This is a genomic window from Cupriavidus sp. GW823-FHT07A04, assembly GCF_058794615.1.
The window spans coordinates 37157-52328 of sequence record NZ_JBXAHA010000031.1; the positions used below are offsets into that span (position 1 = coordinate 37157).

At 63.7% G+C, this 15172-nt stretch carries 17 protein-coding genes and 1 other RNA gene; 15 read left to right on the forward strand and 3 right to left on the reverse strand.

All coding sequences use genetic code 11. From position 1 onward, the window contains the following. Positions 1–286 precede the first annotated feature (286 nt). The 4 genes from AC1Q7Q_RS37160 (at position 287) to AC1Q7Q_RS37175 (ending at position 3404) form a co-directional block, all read left to right on the forward strand. Positions 287–1186, forward strand: coding sequence for a glutamate/aspartate ABC transporter substrate-binding protein (locus tag AC1Q7Q_RS37160; protein ID WP_150987958.1), 900 nt, complete (start codon positions 287–289; stop codon positions 1184–1186). 63 nt (positions 1187–1249) lie between these two features. Beyond that, a complete protein-coding gene (locus tag AC1Q7Q_RS37165) occupies positions 1250–1978 on the forward strand; it encodes an amino acid ABC transporter permease (protein WP_441640555.1) in 729 nt (242 codons plus the stop codon). An 11-nt stretch (positions 1979–1989) separates the two neighbouring features. Continuing rightward, positions 1990–2673 (forward strand): glutamate/aspartate ABC transporter permease GltK, encoded by a 684-nt coding sequence (gene gltK / locus AC1Q7Q_RS37170; protein ID WP_492375710.1) that lies wholly within the window; start codon positions 1990–1992, stop codon positions 2671–2673. Next, positions 2670–3404: an amino acid ABC transporter ATP-binding protein gene (locus AC1Q7Q_RS37175; protein ID WP_150987966.1), complete on the forward strand. Its 735-nt coding sequence runs from the start codon at positions 2670–2672 to the stop codon at positions 3402–3404. The genes gltK and AC1Q7Q_RS37175 overlap by 4 nt, the downstream gene beginning before the upstream one ends. Positions 3405–3498: 94 nt before the next feature. Here the strand turns inward: AC1Q7Q_RS37175 and AC1Q7Q_RS37180 are convergent, their stop codons facing one another. Further along, a complete protein-coding gene (locus AC1Q7Q_RS37180) occupies positions 3499–4329 on the reverse strand; it encodes a class II glutamine amidotransferase (RefSeq protein ID WP_492375709.1) in 831 nt (276 codons plus the stop codon). Positions 4330–4459: 130 nt separating this feature from the next. Here AC1Q7Q_RS37180 and AC1Q7Q_RS37185 point away from each other — a divergent pair, with 130 nt between their 5' ends. From AC1Q7Q_RS37185 to rnpB, 5 genes are all read left to right on the forward strand, one after another. Further along, positions 4460–5548 carry a tartrate dehydrogenase gene (locus AC1Q7Q_RS37185; protein WP_492375708.1) on the forward strand — a complete coding sequence of 363 codons (1089 nt, stop codon included), beginning with the start codon at positions 4460–4462 and terminating at the stop codon, positions 5546–5548. Continuing rightward, complete coding sequence (locus tag AC1Q7Q_RS37190; RefSeq protein WP_492375707.1) at positions 5545–6885, forward strand: glycerate kinase type-2 family protein; 1341 nt, start codon at positions 5545–5547, stop codon at positions 6883–6885. Before AC1Q7Q_RS37185 ends, AC1Q7Q_RS37190 begins: the two co-directional genes overlap by 4 nt. Positions 6886–6931: 46 nt before the next feature. Then, entirely contained in the window at positions 6932–7966 is a 1035-nt protein-coding gene (pyrC, locus tag AC1Q7Q_RS37195; protein WP_492375706.1) for a dihydroorotase, read from the forward strand. Positions 7967–7980: 14 nt separating this feature from the next. Further along, positions 7981–8847 (forward strand): DUF3025 domain-containing protein, encoded by an 867-nt coding sequence (locus tag AC1Q7Q_RS37200; RefSeq protein WP_492375705.1) that lies wholly within the window; start codon positions 7981–7983, stop codon positions 8845–8847. Positions 8848–8890: 43 nt separating this feature from the next. Continuing rightward, positions 8891–9232, forward strand: an RNA gene (gene rnpB, locus AC1Q7Q_RS37205) — RNase P RNA component class A. A gap of 82 nt (positions 9233–9314) precedes the next feature. Here rnpB and AC1Q7Q_RS37210 read toward each other — a convergent pair. After that, the gene (locus AC1Q7Q_RS37210) at positions 9315–9737 is read right to left on the reverse strand and encodes an OsmC family protein (protein ID WP_150987978.1); all 423 of its coding nucleotides are present in this window, start codon (positions 9735–9737) and stop codon (positions 9315–9317) included. A 765-nt stretch (positions 9738–10502) separates the two neighbouring features. Between AC1Q7Q_RS37210 and rplM the strand changes: the two genes are divergently transcribed. The 5 genes from rplM (at position 10503) to erpA (ending at position 13283) form a co-directional block, all read left to right on the forward strand. After that, entirely contained in the window at positions 10503–10931 is a 429-nt protein-coding gene (gene rplM, locus AC1Q7Q_RS37215; protein WP_006156415.1) for a 50S ribosomal protein L13, read from the forward strand. A gap of 11 nt (positions 10932–10942) precedes the next feature. After that, complete coding sequence (gene rpsI / locus AC1Q7Q_RS37220) at positions 10943–11335, forward strand: 30S ribosomal protein S9 (RefSeq protein ID WP_006156414.1); 393 nt, start codon at positions 10943–10945, stop codon at positions 11333–11335. Between the two features lie 271 nt (positions 11336–11606). Continuing rightward, the gene (locus tag AC1Q7Q_RS37225) at positions 11607–12356 is read left to right on the forward strand and encodes a DUF6776 family protein (RefSeq protein WP_492375704.1); all 750 of its coding nucleotides are present in this window, start codon (positions 11607–11609) and stop codon (positions 12354–12356) included. A 34-nt stretch (positions 12357–12390) separates the two neighbouring features. Continuing rightward, positions 12391–12804 carry a bactofilin family protein gene (locus AC1Q7Q_RS37230; RefSeq protein WP_174427448.1) on the forward strand — a complete coding sequence of 138 codons (414 nt, stop codon included), beginning with the start codon at positions 12391–12393 and terminating at the stop codon, positions 12802–12804. 110 nt (positions 12805–12914) lie between these two features. After that, complete coding sequence (erpA, locus tag AC1Q7Q_RS37235; protein ID WP_017225530.1) at positions 12915–13283, forward strand: iron-sulfur cluster insertion protein ErpA; 369 nt, start codon at positions 12915–12917, stop codon at positions 13281–13283. A gap of 74 nt (positions 13284–13357) precedes the next feature. Here the strand turns inward: erpA and AC1Q7Q_RS37240 are convergent, their stop codons facing one another. Further along, positions 13358–14155 carry a phytanoyl-CoA dioxygenase family protein gene (locus AC1Q7Q_RS37240; protein ID WP_492375703.1) on the reverse strand — a complete coding sequence of 266 codons (798 nt, stop codon included), beginning with the start codon at positions 14153–14155 and terminating at the stop codon, positions 13358–13360. Positions 14156–14247: 92 nt separating this feature from the next. On the opposite strand from AC1Q7Q_RS37240, the gene AC1Q7Q_RS37245 reads away from it, so the two are divergent. Then, positions 14248–15162, forward strand: a complete 915-nt coding sequence (locus tag AC1Q7Q_RS37245; RefSeq protein ID WP_492375702.1) for a LysR substrate-binding domain-containing protein — start codon at positions 14248–14250, stop codon at positions 15160–15162. Positions 15163–15172: the final 10 nt, after the last annotated feature.

The window sequence follows — 15172 nt, forward strand, 5'->3', positions numbered from 1 at the left end:
GGCTGCCGGGCTTCCCGGCAGCCGCGTTGTCGTATGCGCTCGCTGCCCAGCGCGCGCCAGGGGGCTCCCGGGCTGGCGAGGCGTTGCCGCAAGGCCGGCCCGACGCGTTAGCGCAACGGCTTTACGGCAGTGGAGGCATGCCTCGTTTGCCTTGCAAACCATGCCTTAGATGGCGCTGTTAGGGGAAAAACCCGTTGTCTTGAGTGCTTGCCTGCGCAATACTATTTCGTCGGCGGGTGGTTTTTTGTTAGAGTCCCGCCTTTCTCTTCATGGTCAAGGAGATGTTATGAATGTTGCCAAGTTGGCTTCCCTGATGATTGCTGCTGGCGTGCTGTGCGGTACCGCGCAAGCTGCCGAGCAACTGACGGGCACGCTGCAGAAGATCAAAGACACCGGTGTGATTACGCTTGGCGTTCGTGAGTCGTCGATTCCGTTCAACTACAACCTCGGCGGCGTGCGCCAGGTCGGTTATTCCTACGACATCAATGTCAAGATCGTGGAAGCGATCAAGGACCAGCTGAAGCTGCCGAACCTGCAGGTCAAGGAAATCCCGATCACCTCGCAGAACCGCATCACCCTGCTGCAGAACGGCACCATCGACATCGAGTGCGGCTCGACCACCAACAACCTCGAGCGCCAGAAGCAGGCATCGTTTACCACCAGCATCTTCATCATCGGCACCCGCATCATGGTGAAGAAGGATGGCGGCATCAAGGACTGGGCCGACCTCAAGGGCAAGAACGTGGTGACGACCGCCGGCACCACCTCGGAACGCCTGCTGCGCAAGATGAACGATGACCAGAAGCTGGGCATGAACATCATCAGCACCAAGGACCATGGCCAGTCGTTCCTGACGCTGGAATCGGGCCGCGCCGTTGCCTTCATGATGGACGATGCACTGCTGTATGGCGAACGCGCCAAGGCCAAGAACCCGGCCGACTGGATCGTGGTGGGCAAGCCGCAATCGCGCGAGTCCTATGGCTGCATGATCCGCAAGGACGATGCGCAGTTCAAGAAGCTGTCGGACACCGTGATCACGGGCATGATGAAGGATGGCTCGATCAACACGCTGTACACCAAGTGGTTCCAGCAGCCGGTCCCGCCCAAGGGCCTGAACCTGGACTTCCCGCTGTCGGAAGACATGAAGGCACTGTTCAAGACGCCGAACGACAAGGCGCTCGACTGATACTGGGATTCCGGTTGTGTGAAACGGAAGGCATGTCCTTCCGTTTCTTTTTGAGGACACATCATGAACTACAGCTGGCATTGGGGTGTATTCCTCGAACAAGCGGCCCAGAACGAGACCTACCTGGACTGGATGATTTCCGGCCTGAAGGTCACCATTGCACTCGGGCTCTCGTCGTGGATCATCGCCCTCGTCATCGGCTCCGTACTCGGCGTACTGCGCACGGTGCCCAACAAGTGGCTGTCCGGCCTGGCCGCCACCTACGTAGAGATCTTCCGTAATATCCCGCTGCTGGTGCAGTTGTTTATCTGGTATTTCGTCATGCCCGAGCTGTTGCCCGGTGGCGAGGCGATCAAGCAGATGAACCCGTTCGCGCAGCAGTTCATTGCAGCCATGCTTTGCCTGGGCACGTTTACCGCAGCCCGGGTCTGCGAGCAGGTGCGCTCGGGGATCAACTCACTGCCGCCGGGCCAGCGCAACGCCGGCCTGGCGATGGGTTTCACGTTGGCCCAGACTTACCGTTACGTGCTATTGCCGATGTCGTTCCGCGTCATCGTGCCGCCGCTGACCTCGGAGTTCCTGAACATCTTCAAGAACTCCGCTGTGGCGTCGACCATCGGGCTGCTGGAGCTGGCGGCGCAGGGGCGCCAACTGGTGGACTACACGGCGCGCCCGTATGAGTCCTTCATCGCGGTGACCATCATGTACGCGTTGATCAATATCGTGGTCATGCTGCTCATGCGCTGGGTCGAAGGCCGCACCCGCGTGCCCGGCTTCATCGGCGGCAAGTAAGAGGACACGTCATGGCATATACATTCGATTTCAGCTCGATCAACGCGACCACGCTGGACGTGCTGGGCGAGGGGATGCTGGTCTCGCTCAAGATCACCGTCACTGCGGTGGTGGTCGGCATCGTCTGGGGCACCATCCTGGCGATGATGCGGCTGTCCTCCGTCAAGGCGCTGAACTGGTTCGCGCAGGGCTACGTCACCATCTTCCGGTCGATTCCGCTGGTGATGGTGCTGTTGTGGTTCTTCCTGATCATCCCGCAGCTGCTGCAAAAGGCGTTCAACCTGTCGCAGGCATCCGACCTGCGCATGACCTCGGCGCTGATTGCCTTTGCCTTGTTCGAGGCGGCGTACTATTCCGAGATCATCCGCGCGGGTATCCAGAGCGTGTCGCGCGGGCAGATGTTCGCCGCGCAGGCCATGGGCATGACCTACGGGCAGTCGATGCGTCTGGTGATCCTGCCGCAGGCCTTCCGCAACATGGTGCCACTGCTGCTCACGCAAGGCATCATCCTGTTCCAGGATACGTCGCTGGTCTACGTGAGTGCGCTGGCGGACTTCTTTGGCCAGGCCTACGGCATCGGCGAGCGTGACGGCCGCATCGTGGAGATGCTGCTGTTCGCCGGGCTGGTGTATTTCATTATCTGTTTCTCCGCATCGCTGCTGGTCAAGCGTTACCAGAAAAAGGTGGCCGTATGATTGAAATCAATAACGTCTCCAAGTGGTATGGCGCCTTCCAGGTGCTGACCGATTGCACCACCAAGGTCGCCAAGGGCGAAGTTGTGGTGGTGTGCGGCCCCTCGGGCTCGGGCAAGTCGACGCTGATCAAGACCGTCAACGCGCTGGAGCCCTTCCAGAAGGGCGACATCACGGTGGACGGCACCTCGGTGGGCTCACCCAAGACCAACCTGCCCAAGCTGCGTTCGCGCGTGGGCATGGTGTTCCAGAACTTTGAGCTGTTCCCCCACCTGTCGATCACCGAGAACCTGACCATCGCGCAGATGAAGGTGCTTGGCCGCTCGAAGGAAGAGGCAACGGCGAAGGGCCTGAAGTACCTGGATCGCGTGGGCCTCAAAGCCCAGGCGGCCAAGTTCCCGGGCCAGCTGTCGGGCGGCCAGCAGCAGCGCGTGGCAATTGCCCGCGCGCTGTCGATGGATCCGATCTGCATGTTGTTCGACGAGCCGACCTCCGCGCTGGACCCGGAGATGGTCAACGAAGTGCTGGATGTGATGGTGCAGCTGGCGCAGGAAGGCATGACCATGATGTGCGTGACCCACGAAATGGGTTTCGCGCGCAAGGTCGCCAACCGCGTGATCTTCATGGACCAGGGTAAGATCGTCGAGGACTGCGCCAAGGAAGAGTTCTTCGGCAATATCGAAGCGCGCTCCGAGCGGGCCAGGCAGTTCCTGTCGAAGATCCTGCATCACTGATGCGGGTGGCCGCCTCGCCGCGCTGATGGGTGGCAGGCAGGATGCAAAAAGGGACGCCTCGGCGTCCCTTTTTGCATGGCTTGCCCGCAATGGCTCAGGTGCAGTCGCTGTTGGCCGCGTTCTTGGCCTGGACTTCCGGCGGGATCGGCACGGTCAGCGTCATCACCGAGCGGCCTTCCTCGAACATCATCAGCTCGCCGGGCGCGAAGGCGGTCCAGGTTTCGTTGTCGGTCAGTGGCGCGGTGGCGATCACCGCCACGCGGTCGTCGGGCGTGGTGACCTGGGCGAAGTCGATCGACAGATCGGCATCGATCAGGTGGGCGGTGGAGAAGGGCCACTGGCGCACGATGTAGTACAGGCGCGTGGAGCAGTGGGAGAACAAGGCCTGGCCATTGGACAGCAGGTAGTTGAACACGCCGTGCTGCGTGATCTCGCGCGTGATGTCCGCCAGCGCGTGGCACAGCTCGTTGAGCGGCGGCTGCGAGCCGGGGAAGCGCTTGCGCAGCCCCTGCATCAGCGTGCAGAAGGCGAGTTCACTATCGGTGTCGCCGACCGGCTGGTAGACCCCCGACAGGAAAGGCGAGAAGTCCTTCAGGTCGCCGTTGTGGGCGAAGATCCAGTGCCGCCCCCACAGTTCGCGCATGAAGGGGTGGCAGTTTTCCAGCCGCACCGTGCCCTGGGTCGCCTTGCGGATATGGGAGATGACGTTCTTGGACTTGATCGGGTAGCGCTTGACCAGCTCAGCCACGGGCGAGGTGCCGGCGGACTGGTTGTCGATGAACAGGCGGCAGGCCTTGTCCTCGAAGAACGCTACGCCAAAGCCATCGGCATGGTGATCCGTGACGCCGCCGCGGGCGGCGAAGCCGGTAAAGGAGAACGTCACGTCGGTCGGCGTGGCGCAGTTCATGCCGAGCAGCTGGCACATGGCGGGCACCGGACCGGCAGCAGGCTGCCGGATTGCAATAGAATGTTCCATTATCCGGCCTGCCCGGGTTATCTGCCAAGCGCAGCGCGTTTTTCCCCGATTTCAATACCATTCAGCGGGCCCTCGAGACATGAGCAAATACAAGATCGCAGTCATCCCCGGCGATGGCATCGGCACTGAAGTGATGCCTGAGGGCCTGCGCGTAATGGACGCCGCCGCGCGCCGGTTCGGCATCGACATGCAGTTCGATCACTTCGACTTCTCCAGCTGCGACTACTACGCCCGCCACGGCAAGATGCTGCCGGACGACTGGTTCGACACCCTGGTCAAGTACGACGCCATCTACTTCGGCGCGGTGGGCTGGCCGGACGCCGTGCCCGACCATGTCTCGCTGTGGGGCTCGCTGCTGCAGTTCCGGCGCTCCTTTGACCAATACGTCAACCTGCGCCCGGTGCGGCTGATGCCCGGTATCCGCAGCCCGCTGGTGGACCGCGACGGCAATGCGCGCAAGCCGGGCGACATCGATTTCTACGTAGTGCGCGAGAACACCGAGGGCGAGTACTCCAGCATCGGCGGGCGCATGTTCCCCGGCACCGAGCGCGAGGTGGTGATCCAGGAAACGGTGATGACGCGCACGGGCGTGGACCGCATCCTCAAGTTCGCCTTCGAGTTGGCGCAAAAGCGTCCGGCCAGGCATCTGACCTCGGCTACCAAGTCCAACGGCATCTCCATCACCATGCCGTACTGGGACGAGCGGGTGGAGGCCATGGCTACCCACTACCCCGGCGTGAAGGTTGACAAGTACCACATCGACATCCTCACCGCGCACTTCGTCCAGCATCCGGACTGGTTCGACGTGGTGGTCGCCAGCAACCTGTTCGGCGACATCCTGTCCGACCTGGGGCCGGCCTGTACCGGCACCATCGGCATCGCGCCCTCGGGCAATATCAACCCCGACCGCACCTTCCCCAGCCTGTTCGAGCCGGTGCATGGCTCTGCGCCGGACATCGCAGGGCGCGGTGTGGCCAACCCGATCGGCCAGATCTGGTGTGGCGCCATGATGTTGGAACATCTGGGCCAGCCGGAAGCCGGCGCGGCCGTGCTGGGCGCCATCGAGAAGGTGCTGTCGGCCGGGCCGGAGCATGCCCCGCTGACCCGCGACATTGGCGGCAAGGCTGGCACGGCCGACCTGGGCCAGGCCATCGCGCAAGCGCTGTGAGCACGACCGCCCAACCTTTGCCGGTCGCCGCGGCCGACGCGCGTGCCCTGCTGCTCGATAGCTTCCATGCCGCGGTGGCGGCAGCGGATCCGCTGCGCATCGTGGCGGACCACCTGCCGTCGCCCCAGGCTGGCGGGCGTACCCTGGTGGTAGGCGCCGGCAAGGCTGCGGCCTCGATGGCGCTGGCCGTGGAGCGGGCATATGCCAGCCAGAACAGCGCGGTGCAGCTCGACGGGCTGGTGGTGACGCGCTACGCCCACGGCCTGCCGACCGAACACGTGCGCGTGATAGAGGCCGGCCACCCGGTGCCGGACGAGGCCGGCGAGCGCGCCGCGGCCGAGATCCTGGCGCGGGCGGGCGAGCTCGGGCCGGATGACAGGCTGATCGTGCTGGTGTCCGGCGGCGGCTCCAGCCTGCTGTCGCTGCCGGCCGAGGGCATCGGCATGGCGGACCTCAAGGCCACCACGCAGGAGCTGCTGCGCTGCGGCGCTCCCATCACGGACATGAATATCGTGCGCAAGCACCTGTCGCGCATCCAGGGTGGGCACCTCGCCCAGGCTTGCCGCGCGCCGGTGACCACGCTGATCGTGTCGGACGTGGCCGGGGATGACCCCAGCGCCATCGCCTCCGGCCCCACCGTGCCCGACGCCAGTACCTACGCCGATGCCCTGGCGGTCCTGCGCCGCTACGGTGCGGTGGTCCCGCCCGTGGTGCAGGCTTACCTGGAGCGCGGTGCGCGCGGCGAAGTGGCGGAAACGCCCAAGCCTGGCGATCCGCTGTTCGCGCGGGTTGAGAATCGTGTGATTGCTACCGCCCACGGCAGCCTGATGGCGGCAGCGGATCACTTCCGCGCGCGCGGCATCCAGCCGGTGGTGCTGGGCGACACGGTGACTGGCGAGGCGCAGGAAGTTGCCCGGGTCTACGCGGCGCTGGTGCGCGAGATACGCGCGTACAATGCGCCATTCGCGGTGCCCGTGGTGCTGATTTCCGGTGGTGAGTGCACCGTCACGTTGCCGCAGGGCGGTGGCGGGGCGGCTGGAAAGCCCCGTGGCGGCCGGTGCTCGGAATTCCTGCTGTCGCTCGCCCTGGAGCTGGATGGCGTTGATAATGTGTACGCCATCGCGGCGGACACCGACGGCATCGACGGCTCCGAGGATAATGCCGGCGCGTTGCTGGACCCGTCCACGCTCGCGCGTGCGCAGGCTGCCGGTGCACCGGCGCGCGCCCGGCTCGATGCGCATGATGCCTGGGGTTTCTTCGAAGCCGCCGGCGACCTCGTGGTGACGGGCCCCACGCGGACCAATGTGAATGACTACCGCGCCATCCTGATTCTGTAATCCCTGATAAGCGCCAGCCGCGACTGCCGGCCGGCCCCCGAAAGCCATGACCCAGACTCTCACCATTACCCGCCCGGACGACTGGCACCTGCACCTGCGCGACGGTACGGCCCTCGCCGCCGTCCTGCCGGATACCGCCCGCCAGTTCGCCCGCGCCATCATCATGCCCAACCTGAAGCCGCCCGTGACCACGGTTGCGCAGGCCGCGGCCTACCGCGACCGCATCCTGGCCGCGCTGCCGGCGGGCATGGCGTTCGAGCCGCTGATGACGCTGTACCTGACCGACAAGACTACCGCCGAGGAGATCGTCGCTGCCAAGGCCAGCGGCTTCGTGCACGGGGTGAAGCTGTATCCGGCCGGTGCCACCACCAACAGCGATGCCGGCGTGACCGACCTGCGTCACTGCGCGGCAGCGCTGGAAGCCATGCAGCGCGTGGGCCTGCCGCTGCTGGTGCACGGCGAAGTGACCGATCCGGCGATCGACATCTTCGACCGCGAAGCCGTCTTCATCGACAAGGTCATGACGCCGCTGCGCCGCGATTTCCCGGCGCTCAAGGTGGTGTTCGAGCACATCACCACCAAGGATGCGGCCGGGTACGTGCGCGACGCGGAAGGCCCCGTCGCCGCCACCATCACTGCGCATCACCTGCTGTACAACCGCAACGCCATCTTCACCGGCGGCATCCGCCCGCACTATTACTGCCTGCCGGTGCTCAAACGCGAGACCCACCGCGAAGCCCTGGTGGCCGCGGCCGTGTCCGGCAGCGAGCGCTTCTTCCTCGGCACAGACAGCGCGCCGCACGCGCGCGGGCTGAAGGAACATGCCTGCGGCTGCGCCGGCTGCTATACCGGGCTGCACGCCATGGAGCTCTACGCCGAGGCCTTCGAAGCCGCCGGTGCCCTGGACAAGCTGGAAGCCTTCGCCAGCTTCAACGGCCCGGCGTTCTACAGCCTGCCGCGAAATAGCGGCACGCTCACCCTGGTCCGCGAGGCGTGGGAACTGCCGGCCGAACTGCCCTATGGCGACACCACGCTGGTGCCGCTGCGCGGCGGCGAGACGCTGCATTGGAAGGCCCGCTAAGCCGCACTGGCGAAGTGCAAGTGCAAGCAGAAAGCCAGGTCCGGCTGGCGCTGGCTGCGGCGGTGGCGCAGATCGACTGGGCACAGCCGTGGTTCCGGCCGTTCGCCACCATCGGCTCGGCGCTGGGCAGCGCGTTGCGAGGCGGCGCCGACCTGCGCGCCGTCCTCAGCGAAGTGGCCACGCAGCGCGCGCTGCGCAACGCCCGCGGTGTGCCGCTGCGTTTCGTTGCGCAAGCCGAATTGCCCGCCGGCACGGCCTACGAGGCACATATTTACGCCACCGGCGCCGTGCCGACGCGCGACAACCTGCACGATTTCTTCAATGCGCTCATCTGGCTGCATTTTCCCCGTTCCAAACGCGTGCTGAACCGGCTGCAGGCCCACGCTATCGCGGTGGCGGGCGTGCAGGGCCGCCGTGGCAGCCTGCGCGATGCCGCGACCTTGTTCGACGAGAACGCCATTCTGTTCCTGAGTGCCGACAGTGGCCTGGAGTCCGTTTTGCGCGGTTTCGGCTGGGAGCACCTGTTCGTGGCGCGGCGGGATGTCTGGGACGGTAGCGAGCATGCCGGCAGCCGTGACAGCACCGCCCGCTGCAGCGTGGTGCCCTTCGGCCACGCCTTGCTGGAGAAGCTGGTGCGGCCCTATAAGGCCCTGACCGCGCATGCATGGCCGCTGGCCGTCCCGCCGGCTGCAGGCGCCGCGCTCCCCGGCTCGCTCGACGATTCCGTGTGCGCCTCGTTGGAAGCGGCCGAGCTGCACAGCGGCCGCTTTGCGCCGTTGCCGGTGCTGGGCATTCCCGGCTGGTGCGAAGCCAATCGCGATCCGGCCTACTACGCGGATACCACGGTGTTCCGTCGCGGGCGCCGCGCGCAGGCCGCATGAGGGTGGCCGGTTCGTGGCCAAACGGTGTTAGACTGCGGGCCGCAAAGCAGGCCAGACAATCGCTGCTTGCACCCTCGTGGTGCAAGGGGAGGAAAGTCCGGACTCCATAGGGCAGGGTGTTGGCTAATAGCCATCCACGGCAACGTGCGGAATAGGGCCACAGAGACGAGTCTTGCCATCGGGTTCGCCCGATGGGAAGGGTGAAACGCGGTAACCTCCACCTGGAGCAATCCCAAATAGGCAGGCATTGAGGCGGCCCGCTGAGCCTGCGGGTAGGGAGCTTGAGCCGGTCGGTAACGACCGGCCTAGAGGAATGATTGTCACGTGCCGGCAACCGCAAGGAAGCCGGCGCGCACAGAATCCGGCTTATCGGCCTGCTTTGCTTCTGATTCTTTAGCGTGGCGCGCACCCATCCCAATTGGGCGCGCCACCGCCGGCTCCCCCGGGGCTGGGCAGGCGCCAGGCGCCTACACCTCTACAATTTCCATCGTGTGCGTGATTTCCGCCGTCTTGGCCAGCATGATGGAGGCCGAGCAATACTTGTCGTGCGACAGGTGGATGGCACGCTCGACCGCGCCGGGGTTCAGGTTGCGCCCGCTCACCGTGAAATGGAAGTTGATCTTGGTGAACACCTTCGGGTCTTCGCTGGCGCGCTCCGCTTGCAGCTTCACGCTGCAGCCGCGCACATCCTGCCGGCTCTTCTTCAGGATCAGCACCACGTCATAGGCGGTGCAGCCGCCGGTACCCAGCAGAACCATTTCCATCGGACGCGGGGCAAGGTTGTGGCCGCCGCCCTCGGGCGCACCGTCCATCGCCACGATATGGCCGCTGCCCGTCTCGGCCACGAAGCTCATGCCGTCGGTGCCCATCCAAGTTACTTTGCATTCCATTTTGTTCGATCCTGCGTTCTAGTGAGTGCGTATTCGATCATGAACACGCGATTTCAAAGCTTGCTTTTTGAGTATAGGCCACTTAGCTAGAAGCGCCGTAACTCGACATTTTTCCCGAAAACTGAAGCTTTCTTCTAAGATGACAGTGCTGTGACAACATGATCAATCATTAAGTTGTTGATTTTATTATATAAAAAATCTCCCTATGCCTCTTGATGGTTTTTCACAATGCGGAACAACATTTCGCACTGCAAATTTCCTTGCGCTGGGAGAGCGCTCATGTATAATTTGAATCATTGAACGACGGCGCACAACACGGCGCAGAGTGCGAAAGCGAATCGGATGGTTTCAGCCACATTCGCCGGCCCGCACCACGATCCAGCCCCGTCGATCTCCCGGTGTCTCCTCCACCCTCCTCCTTTGGTGGATTCAAACCCAAGCTCAATAGCTTGGGTTTTTTTTATTCTGCGCCAGCCAGGCCGGATGCACATCCTGCTGTGAAGTGCTTCATGGCTTGCTTTTATGCTGTTTGCTGCCATTCCGGATGGCGAGCAGCGCACGGAGCGGCACCATCTTGGCGTTCTTCCCTAACTTTCCTTGTGCTCCGGCCTCAGTCCGCAGTATACTCGTAGGCTTTTCCGTCATGCCCGCGGGAAGGAATTCAGGGAGAGCCTGCACATACAAGCAGGAAGGTCAGATCCTAAGGGTCGGCCGACGACGTAAAGTCAATGTTTCGGGCAGGTTCTACAAGTCTCAGGAAAAATCATGAAGACCTTTTCCGCAAAGCCTGCAGAGGTTAAGCGCGACTGGTACGTGATTGACGCGACGGACAAAGTCCTCGGCCGTGTTGCCAGCGAAGTGGCACGCCGACTGCGCGGCAAGCACAAGCCGGAATTTACTCCGCACGTCGACACGGGTGATTACATCATCATCGTCAACGCAGGCAAGCTGCGTGTCACGGGTACCAAAGAAACCGACAAGAAGTACTATCGTCACTCGGGTTACCCGGGCGGCATTTACGAAACGACGTTCGGTAAGATGCAGCAACGTTTCCCGGGCCGTGCCCTGGAAAAAGCTGTGAAGGGCATGTTGCCGAAGGGCCCGCTGGGCTATGCGATGATCAAGAAGCTGAAGGTTTACGCCGAAGCCGAGCATCCGCATGAAGCGCAGCAGCCTAAAGCGCTGGAAATCTAAGGGGGCCATCCATGATCGGAAATTGGAATTACGGTACTGGCCGCCGCAAGAGCGCAGTGGCTCGGGTCTTCATCAAGTCGGGCAAGGGCGATATCATCGTCAATGGCAAGCCCATCAATGAGTATTTCGCTCGCGAAACCTCGCTGATGATCGTGCGCCAGCCGCTCGAACTGACTGCCAACGCACAGACCTTCGACATCAAGGTCAACGTCACTGGCGGCGGTGAAACGGGTCAAGCCGGCGCAGTGCGCCACGGCATCACCCGTGCACTGATCGACTACGATGCCACCCTGAAGCCGTCGCTGTCCAAGGCCGGTTTCGTCACGCGCGATGCGCGTGAAGTGGAACGTAAGAAGGTCGGTTTCCACAAGGCGCGTCGTCGGAAGCAATTCTCGAAGCGTTAATGTGTGTTCGGCGGGTCCGGTTCAACCGGATCTGGCCGTTCAGAAAAAACCGCACGGTTCGCCGTGCGGTTTTTTTTTCGCCGCTAGCGCCGGTGAAGGCGCGTGCAATGCCGCGCAACGGCAGGCTATCACCACGTTTTACAAATACTTTGCATCTCCCCGGATACAATCCCTGCTCTTGCCGTCCGGAGAACCCGACCATGATGCATTGGATGCGATGGCCTGCCGACCTGCACCGCGCCCGCCTGACGGTGCCGCGAGCCCGCGGCGCATGAAGTATCGCGTGCTGCGCCCGCGCCGGGGCTCGCTATCCGGGAGCCTGGCGGTGCGTTCGCATCTGCCGTGGCCGCTGCGCGTGCTGGGCGCCGCCGCGGCGCTCGTCGTCGTGCTCGTGGTGGTGGTGGTCGCCGCGCGTTGGGCGTACGACGCTGGCCGGCGGCTGACGGGTGCGCCGGATATGACGGCGGAAAACAAGGCGCTGCGCGAGCAGGTGGCGGCGATGACGGCTCAGCACGAGCGCTTGCAGGCGGTGGCCAACACCGCCGAGGCGCAGTTGCAGATGGCCCGCAGCGCCCAGGAGGCGCTGGCCGGGCAGTTGAAGACGGCGGAAGGCGAGGTCGCTCAACTCAAGGAAGACCTGGCATTTTTCGAGGGCCTGCTCCCGGCCAGCGGCAATACGTCCGGCATCCATGTGCGGAGTTTTCGCGTGGGTCTTGATGAAGCCGACCCACTGAAGATGCACTATCGATTGCTGATAATGCAGGGTGGATCCAAGGCTTTTTCATCCTTGCCGGAGTTCCGCGGTGAGTTACAGTTGGTCGTTTCGCTGTTGCGGGATGGCAAGCCGGTCACCCTGAGCCTGCCGGAAAATGGCGCCGGTTCGTTGCCTGGCCTGCAGGTCACGCACTACCAGCGGATCGAAAGTGCCTTTGCGCTGCCTGCCGGCGCCACAGTGCGGGCGGTCACGGTACGAATTTTGCAAAACGGTCAGTTGCGCGCGACCCAGACGGCCATGCCGTGAGGGTGCGCTGGGCCAGCAACGAAAAAAGGGACCTATGTTGTTTTCCAAAAAGAAGGGCTTGTCGATCGATACCCTGATTGGCCAGCACAGCGTGATCCAGGGCGACCTGACGTTTTCGGGTGGCCTGCGCCTGGATGGCCGGGTACGCGGCAACGTGACGGCGGCTGCCGACCAGGCGAGCATGCTGGTCATCAGCGAAAAAGGTGTGGTCGAGGGCGAAGTCCGGGTCGGGCACCTGATTCTCAACGGCACGGTCACCGGGCCTGTGCACGCGACCGAGCTGCTGGAGCTGCAACCGCACGCCCGCGTGCAGGGCGAGGTGCACTACGCCGCGCTGGAAATGCACCAGGGGGCATTGGTGGAGGGCCGTCTCGTGCCGCTCGGCAATGCGCAACCCAAGGCGCTGCCCAACCTGGTTCTGGCATCCGGCACGCAAGAATCCGCCTGATACGGCACCCGTGGCCTGGTTGCATCAACAGAACCCCTTGAATTCACGGGGTTTCGGCACGATCTTCCCGGAGCGCTTAAAATACAGGCGTATCTACATAGGAGAACCCCATGAACGCAGTCGCAGAGGCACCCGTTACCGAGGACATGCCGGCCCCGTTCGTCTTTACTGACAGCGCTGCCGACAAGGTCAAGCAGTTGATCGAGGAAGAGGGCAATGCCGATCTGAAACTGCGCGTGTTCGTGCAGGGCGGCGGCTGTTCCGGCTTCCAGTATGGCTTCACCTTCGACGAAGAGGTGAACGAGGACGACACCACGCTGGACAAGAATGGCGTCACGCTGTTGATCGATTCGATGAGCTACCAGTATCTGGTGGGCGCCGAGATCGATTACAAGGAAGACATCAACGGCGCACAGTTCGTGATCAAGAACCCCAACGCAAGCACCACCTGCGGTTGCGGCTCTTCGTTCTCGGTATAAGGCTCGCAAGGGCGCCGCGGCTTCCGACAGGTTCTCGCGGCAATAAAAAAGCGCACTTTGGTGCGCTTTTTTATTTATGCGTCCCGGCGCCAGACCACCGGGAACCAGTCCTCGCGCATCCGCTCGCCGCTGGCCAGGCCGATTCCGGGGAAGGGCGGCGAGGTGCGGCCAGGCCGCTCCAGGTAGCGCACGTCGTCGCCCAGGAAGCGTGCCGAGAAGGCGCGGCGGCGTCCCGTGCCGGTATTGCCCGCGGCACCATGTACCGTGCGGAAGTCGAACACCACGGCATCGCCCGGCTCCAGCTCCGGTATCAGGATTGTGTGGCTGCCGTCGTCCACGTCCGGCATCTCCATGAAGCGGTCGCTGCCAGCATAGAAATTCTCATTGCTGGCCCAGCGCTTGGGCCTGACCAGTTTGGGCCAGCGGTGCGAGCCCAGCACCACGCGCAAGGTATTGGCGGTGGTGACAGGGTCCAGTGGGATCCAGTAGCTCGCGGTCTGCAGGCCATCCACGCAGTAGTAGGGCAGGTCCTGGTGCCACGGTGTGGGCTTTGCCGTGCCCGGTTCCTTGACCAGGATGTGCTCGTGGAACACCTGGACGGCCTCGGCCTGCATGATGTGGCCGGCGATGGCTGCGGCCGGTGAGCGCCGGATGAAGTCGGCGAACGGCTGGATGCGCTCCCAGTTGCAGTAATCCTCGAAAAAGCGGCCGCGCTCACCGCTGCCGACGTTCTCGATGGCAAAAGGGCCCGGCTTCGCGAGATTCTGCTCGAATCCTTCGCGCAGCGGCGTCACCCAATGAGTGAAGGCGCCGCGCAACACCAGGGCGCCGTCGCGCTGGTAGGTCTCGATTTCGGTTGCGGTGATGTGCATGAGGGTCCCGTGGATGGCTGGCTTGGGACGAGTATCGGGGCAGCATGGCAATAGGAAAAGAATATATTTCCTATGCTGTAGTATAGGAAATCATGATTGGATTCTCCTTCCGCCAGCTCGAGTATTTTGTCGCGGCCGCCGAGCACGGCAGCATCAGCGCGGCTGCCCGTGCGCGCCACGTATCGCAGCCTTCCGTGTCGCAGGCCGTGGCGCAGCTTGAGGAAACGCTAGGCGAGACCCTGTTTCGCCGCCAGGTCAGCCGCGGTCTGGAGCTGACGCCGGCTGGCCAGCGCCTGCTGGGCCGCGCCCGCGACATCCTGGCGCTGGCCGCCGGCCTGGCAACCGATGGCGTGGACCAGGCACAGGCGCGCGGCCTTAGCGGGCAACTGTCGCTGACGTGCTTCCAGGATCTTGGCGCTTACTACGCACCGCGGCTGCTGGCCGGCTTCCGGCGGCTGCATCCGCATGTTGCCGTGACGCTGTTCGAGGCCGACCTGGCCACGGTGCATCGCACGCTCGCTGCCGGCAAGGCGGAACTGGCGCTGACCTACGATCTCGGCTTCGACCAGCGCATTGCGCGCTGGATACTTGCCCGGCTTGCGCCTTACGCGCTGCTGCACCCCGGCCATGCGCTGGCCGCCCAGCAAAGCGTAAGTCTGAAAGACCTTGCTGGCGAACGGCTGATCCTGGAGGATATTGCGCAAACACGTGAGTACTTCCTCTCGCTGTTCTGGGCGCACGGCTTGCGCCCGCAACTGCACCAGTACACGCAGACCTTCGAGATGCAGCGCGGCCTGGTGGCGCACGGCTATGGCGTGGCGCTGTCATGCACGCGCCCCGCGGGCGACCACAGCTATGACGGGCAGCCCATCGTTTGCTTGCCGCTGCGCGAGGCCGTGGCGCCGCAGCGCGTGGTGCTGGCGCGTTCGCCAGCCATGCGGCCTTCGCCCGTCGCGCAAGCGTTTATCCAGTGGGTTTGCGAGGCAGGCCACGCCGAGCCGGCGTGAGGGTGGCGAG

Excerpts from the sequence above, each read along its gene's own strand:
- AC1Q7Q_RS37175 (WP_150987966.1), top strand. The coding sequence starts at position 2,670 with ATGATTGAAATCAATAACGTCTCCAAGTGGTATGGCGCCTTCCAGGTG.
- rpsI (WP_006156414.1), top strand. The coding sequence starts at position 10,943 with ATGATCGGAAATTGGAATTACGGTACTGGCCGCCGCAAGAGCGCAGTG.
- AC1Q7Q_RS37230 (WP_174427448.1), top strand. The coding sequence starts at position 12,391 with ATGTTGTTTTCCAAAAAGAAGGGCTTGTCGATCGATACCCTGATTGGC.
- gltK (WP_492375710.1), top strand. The coding sequence starts at position 1,990 with ATGGCATATACATTCGATTTCAGCTCGATCAACGCGACCACGCTGGAC.
- AC1Q7Q_RS37245 (WP_492375702.1), top strand. The coding sequence starts at position 14,248 with ATGATTGGATTCTCCTTCCGCCAGCTCGAGTATTTTGTCGCGGCCGCC.
- AC1Q7Q_RS37180 (WP_492375709.1), bottom strand. The coding sequence starts at position 4,329 with ATGTGCCAGCTGCTCGGCATGAACTGCGCCACGCCGACCGACGTGACG.
- AC1Q7Q_RS37165 (WP_441640555.1), top strand. The coding sequence starts at position 1,250 with ATGAACTACAGCTGGCATTGGGGTGTATTCCTCGAACAAGCGGCCCAG.
- erpA (WP_017225530.1), top strand. The coding sequence starts at position 12,915 with ATGAACGCAGTCGCAGAGGCACCCGTTACCGAGGACATGCCGGCCCCG.
- AC1Q7Q_RS37240 (WP_492375703.1), bottom strand. The coding sequence starts at position 14,155 with ATGCACATCACCGCAACCGAAATCGAGACCTACCAGCGCGACGGCGCC.
- rplM (WP_006156415.1), top strand. The coding sequence starts at position 10,503 with ATGAAGACCTTTTCCGCAAAGCCTGCAGAGGTTAAGCGCGACTGGTAC.
- AC1Q7Q_RS37210 (WP_150987978.1), bottom strand. The coding sequence starts at position 9,737 with ATGGAATGCAAAGTAACTTGGATGGGCACCGACGGCATGAGCTTCGTG.
- AC1Q7Q_RS37160 (WP_150987958.1), top strand. The coding sequence starts at position 287 with ATGAATGTTGCCAAGTTGGCTTCCCTGATGATTGCTGCTGGCGTGCTG.
- AC1Q7Q_RS37185 (WP_492375708.1), top strand. The coding sequence starts at position 4,460 with ATGAGCAAATACAAGATCGCAGTCATCCCCGGCGATGGCATCGGCACT.
- AC1Q7Q_RS37225 (WP_492375704.1), top strand. The coding sequence starts at position 11,607 with ATGAAGTATCGCGTGCTGCGCCCGCGCCGGGGCTCGCTATCCGGGAGC.
- pyrC (WP_492375706.1), top strand. The coding sequence starts at position 6,932 with ATGACCCAGACTCTCACCATTACCCGCCCGGACGACTGGCACCTGCAC.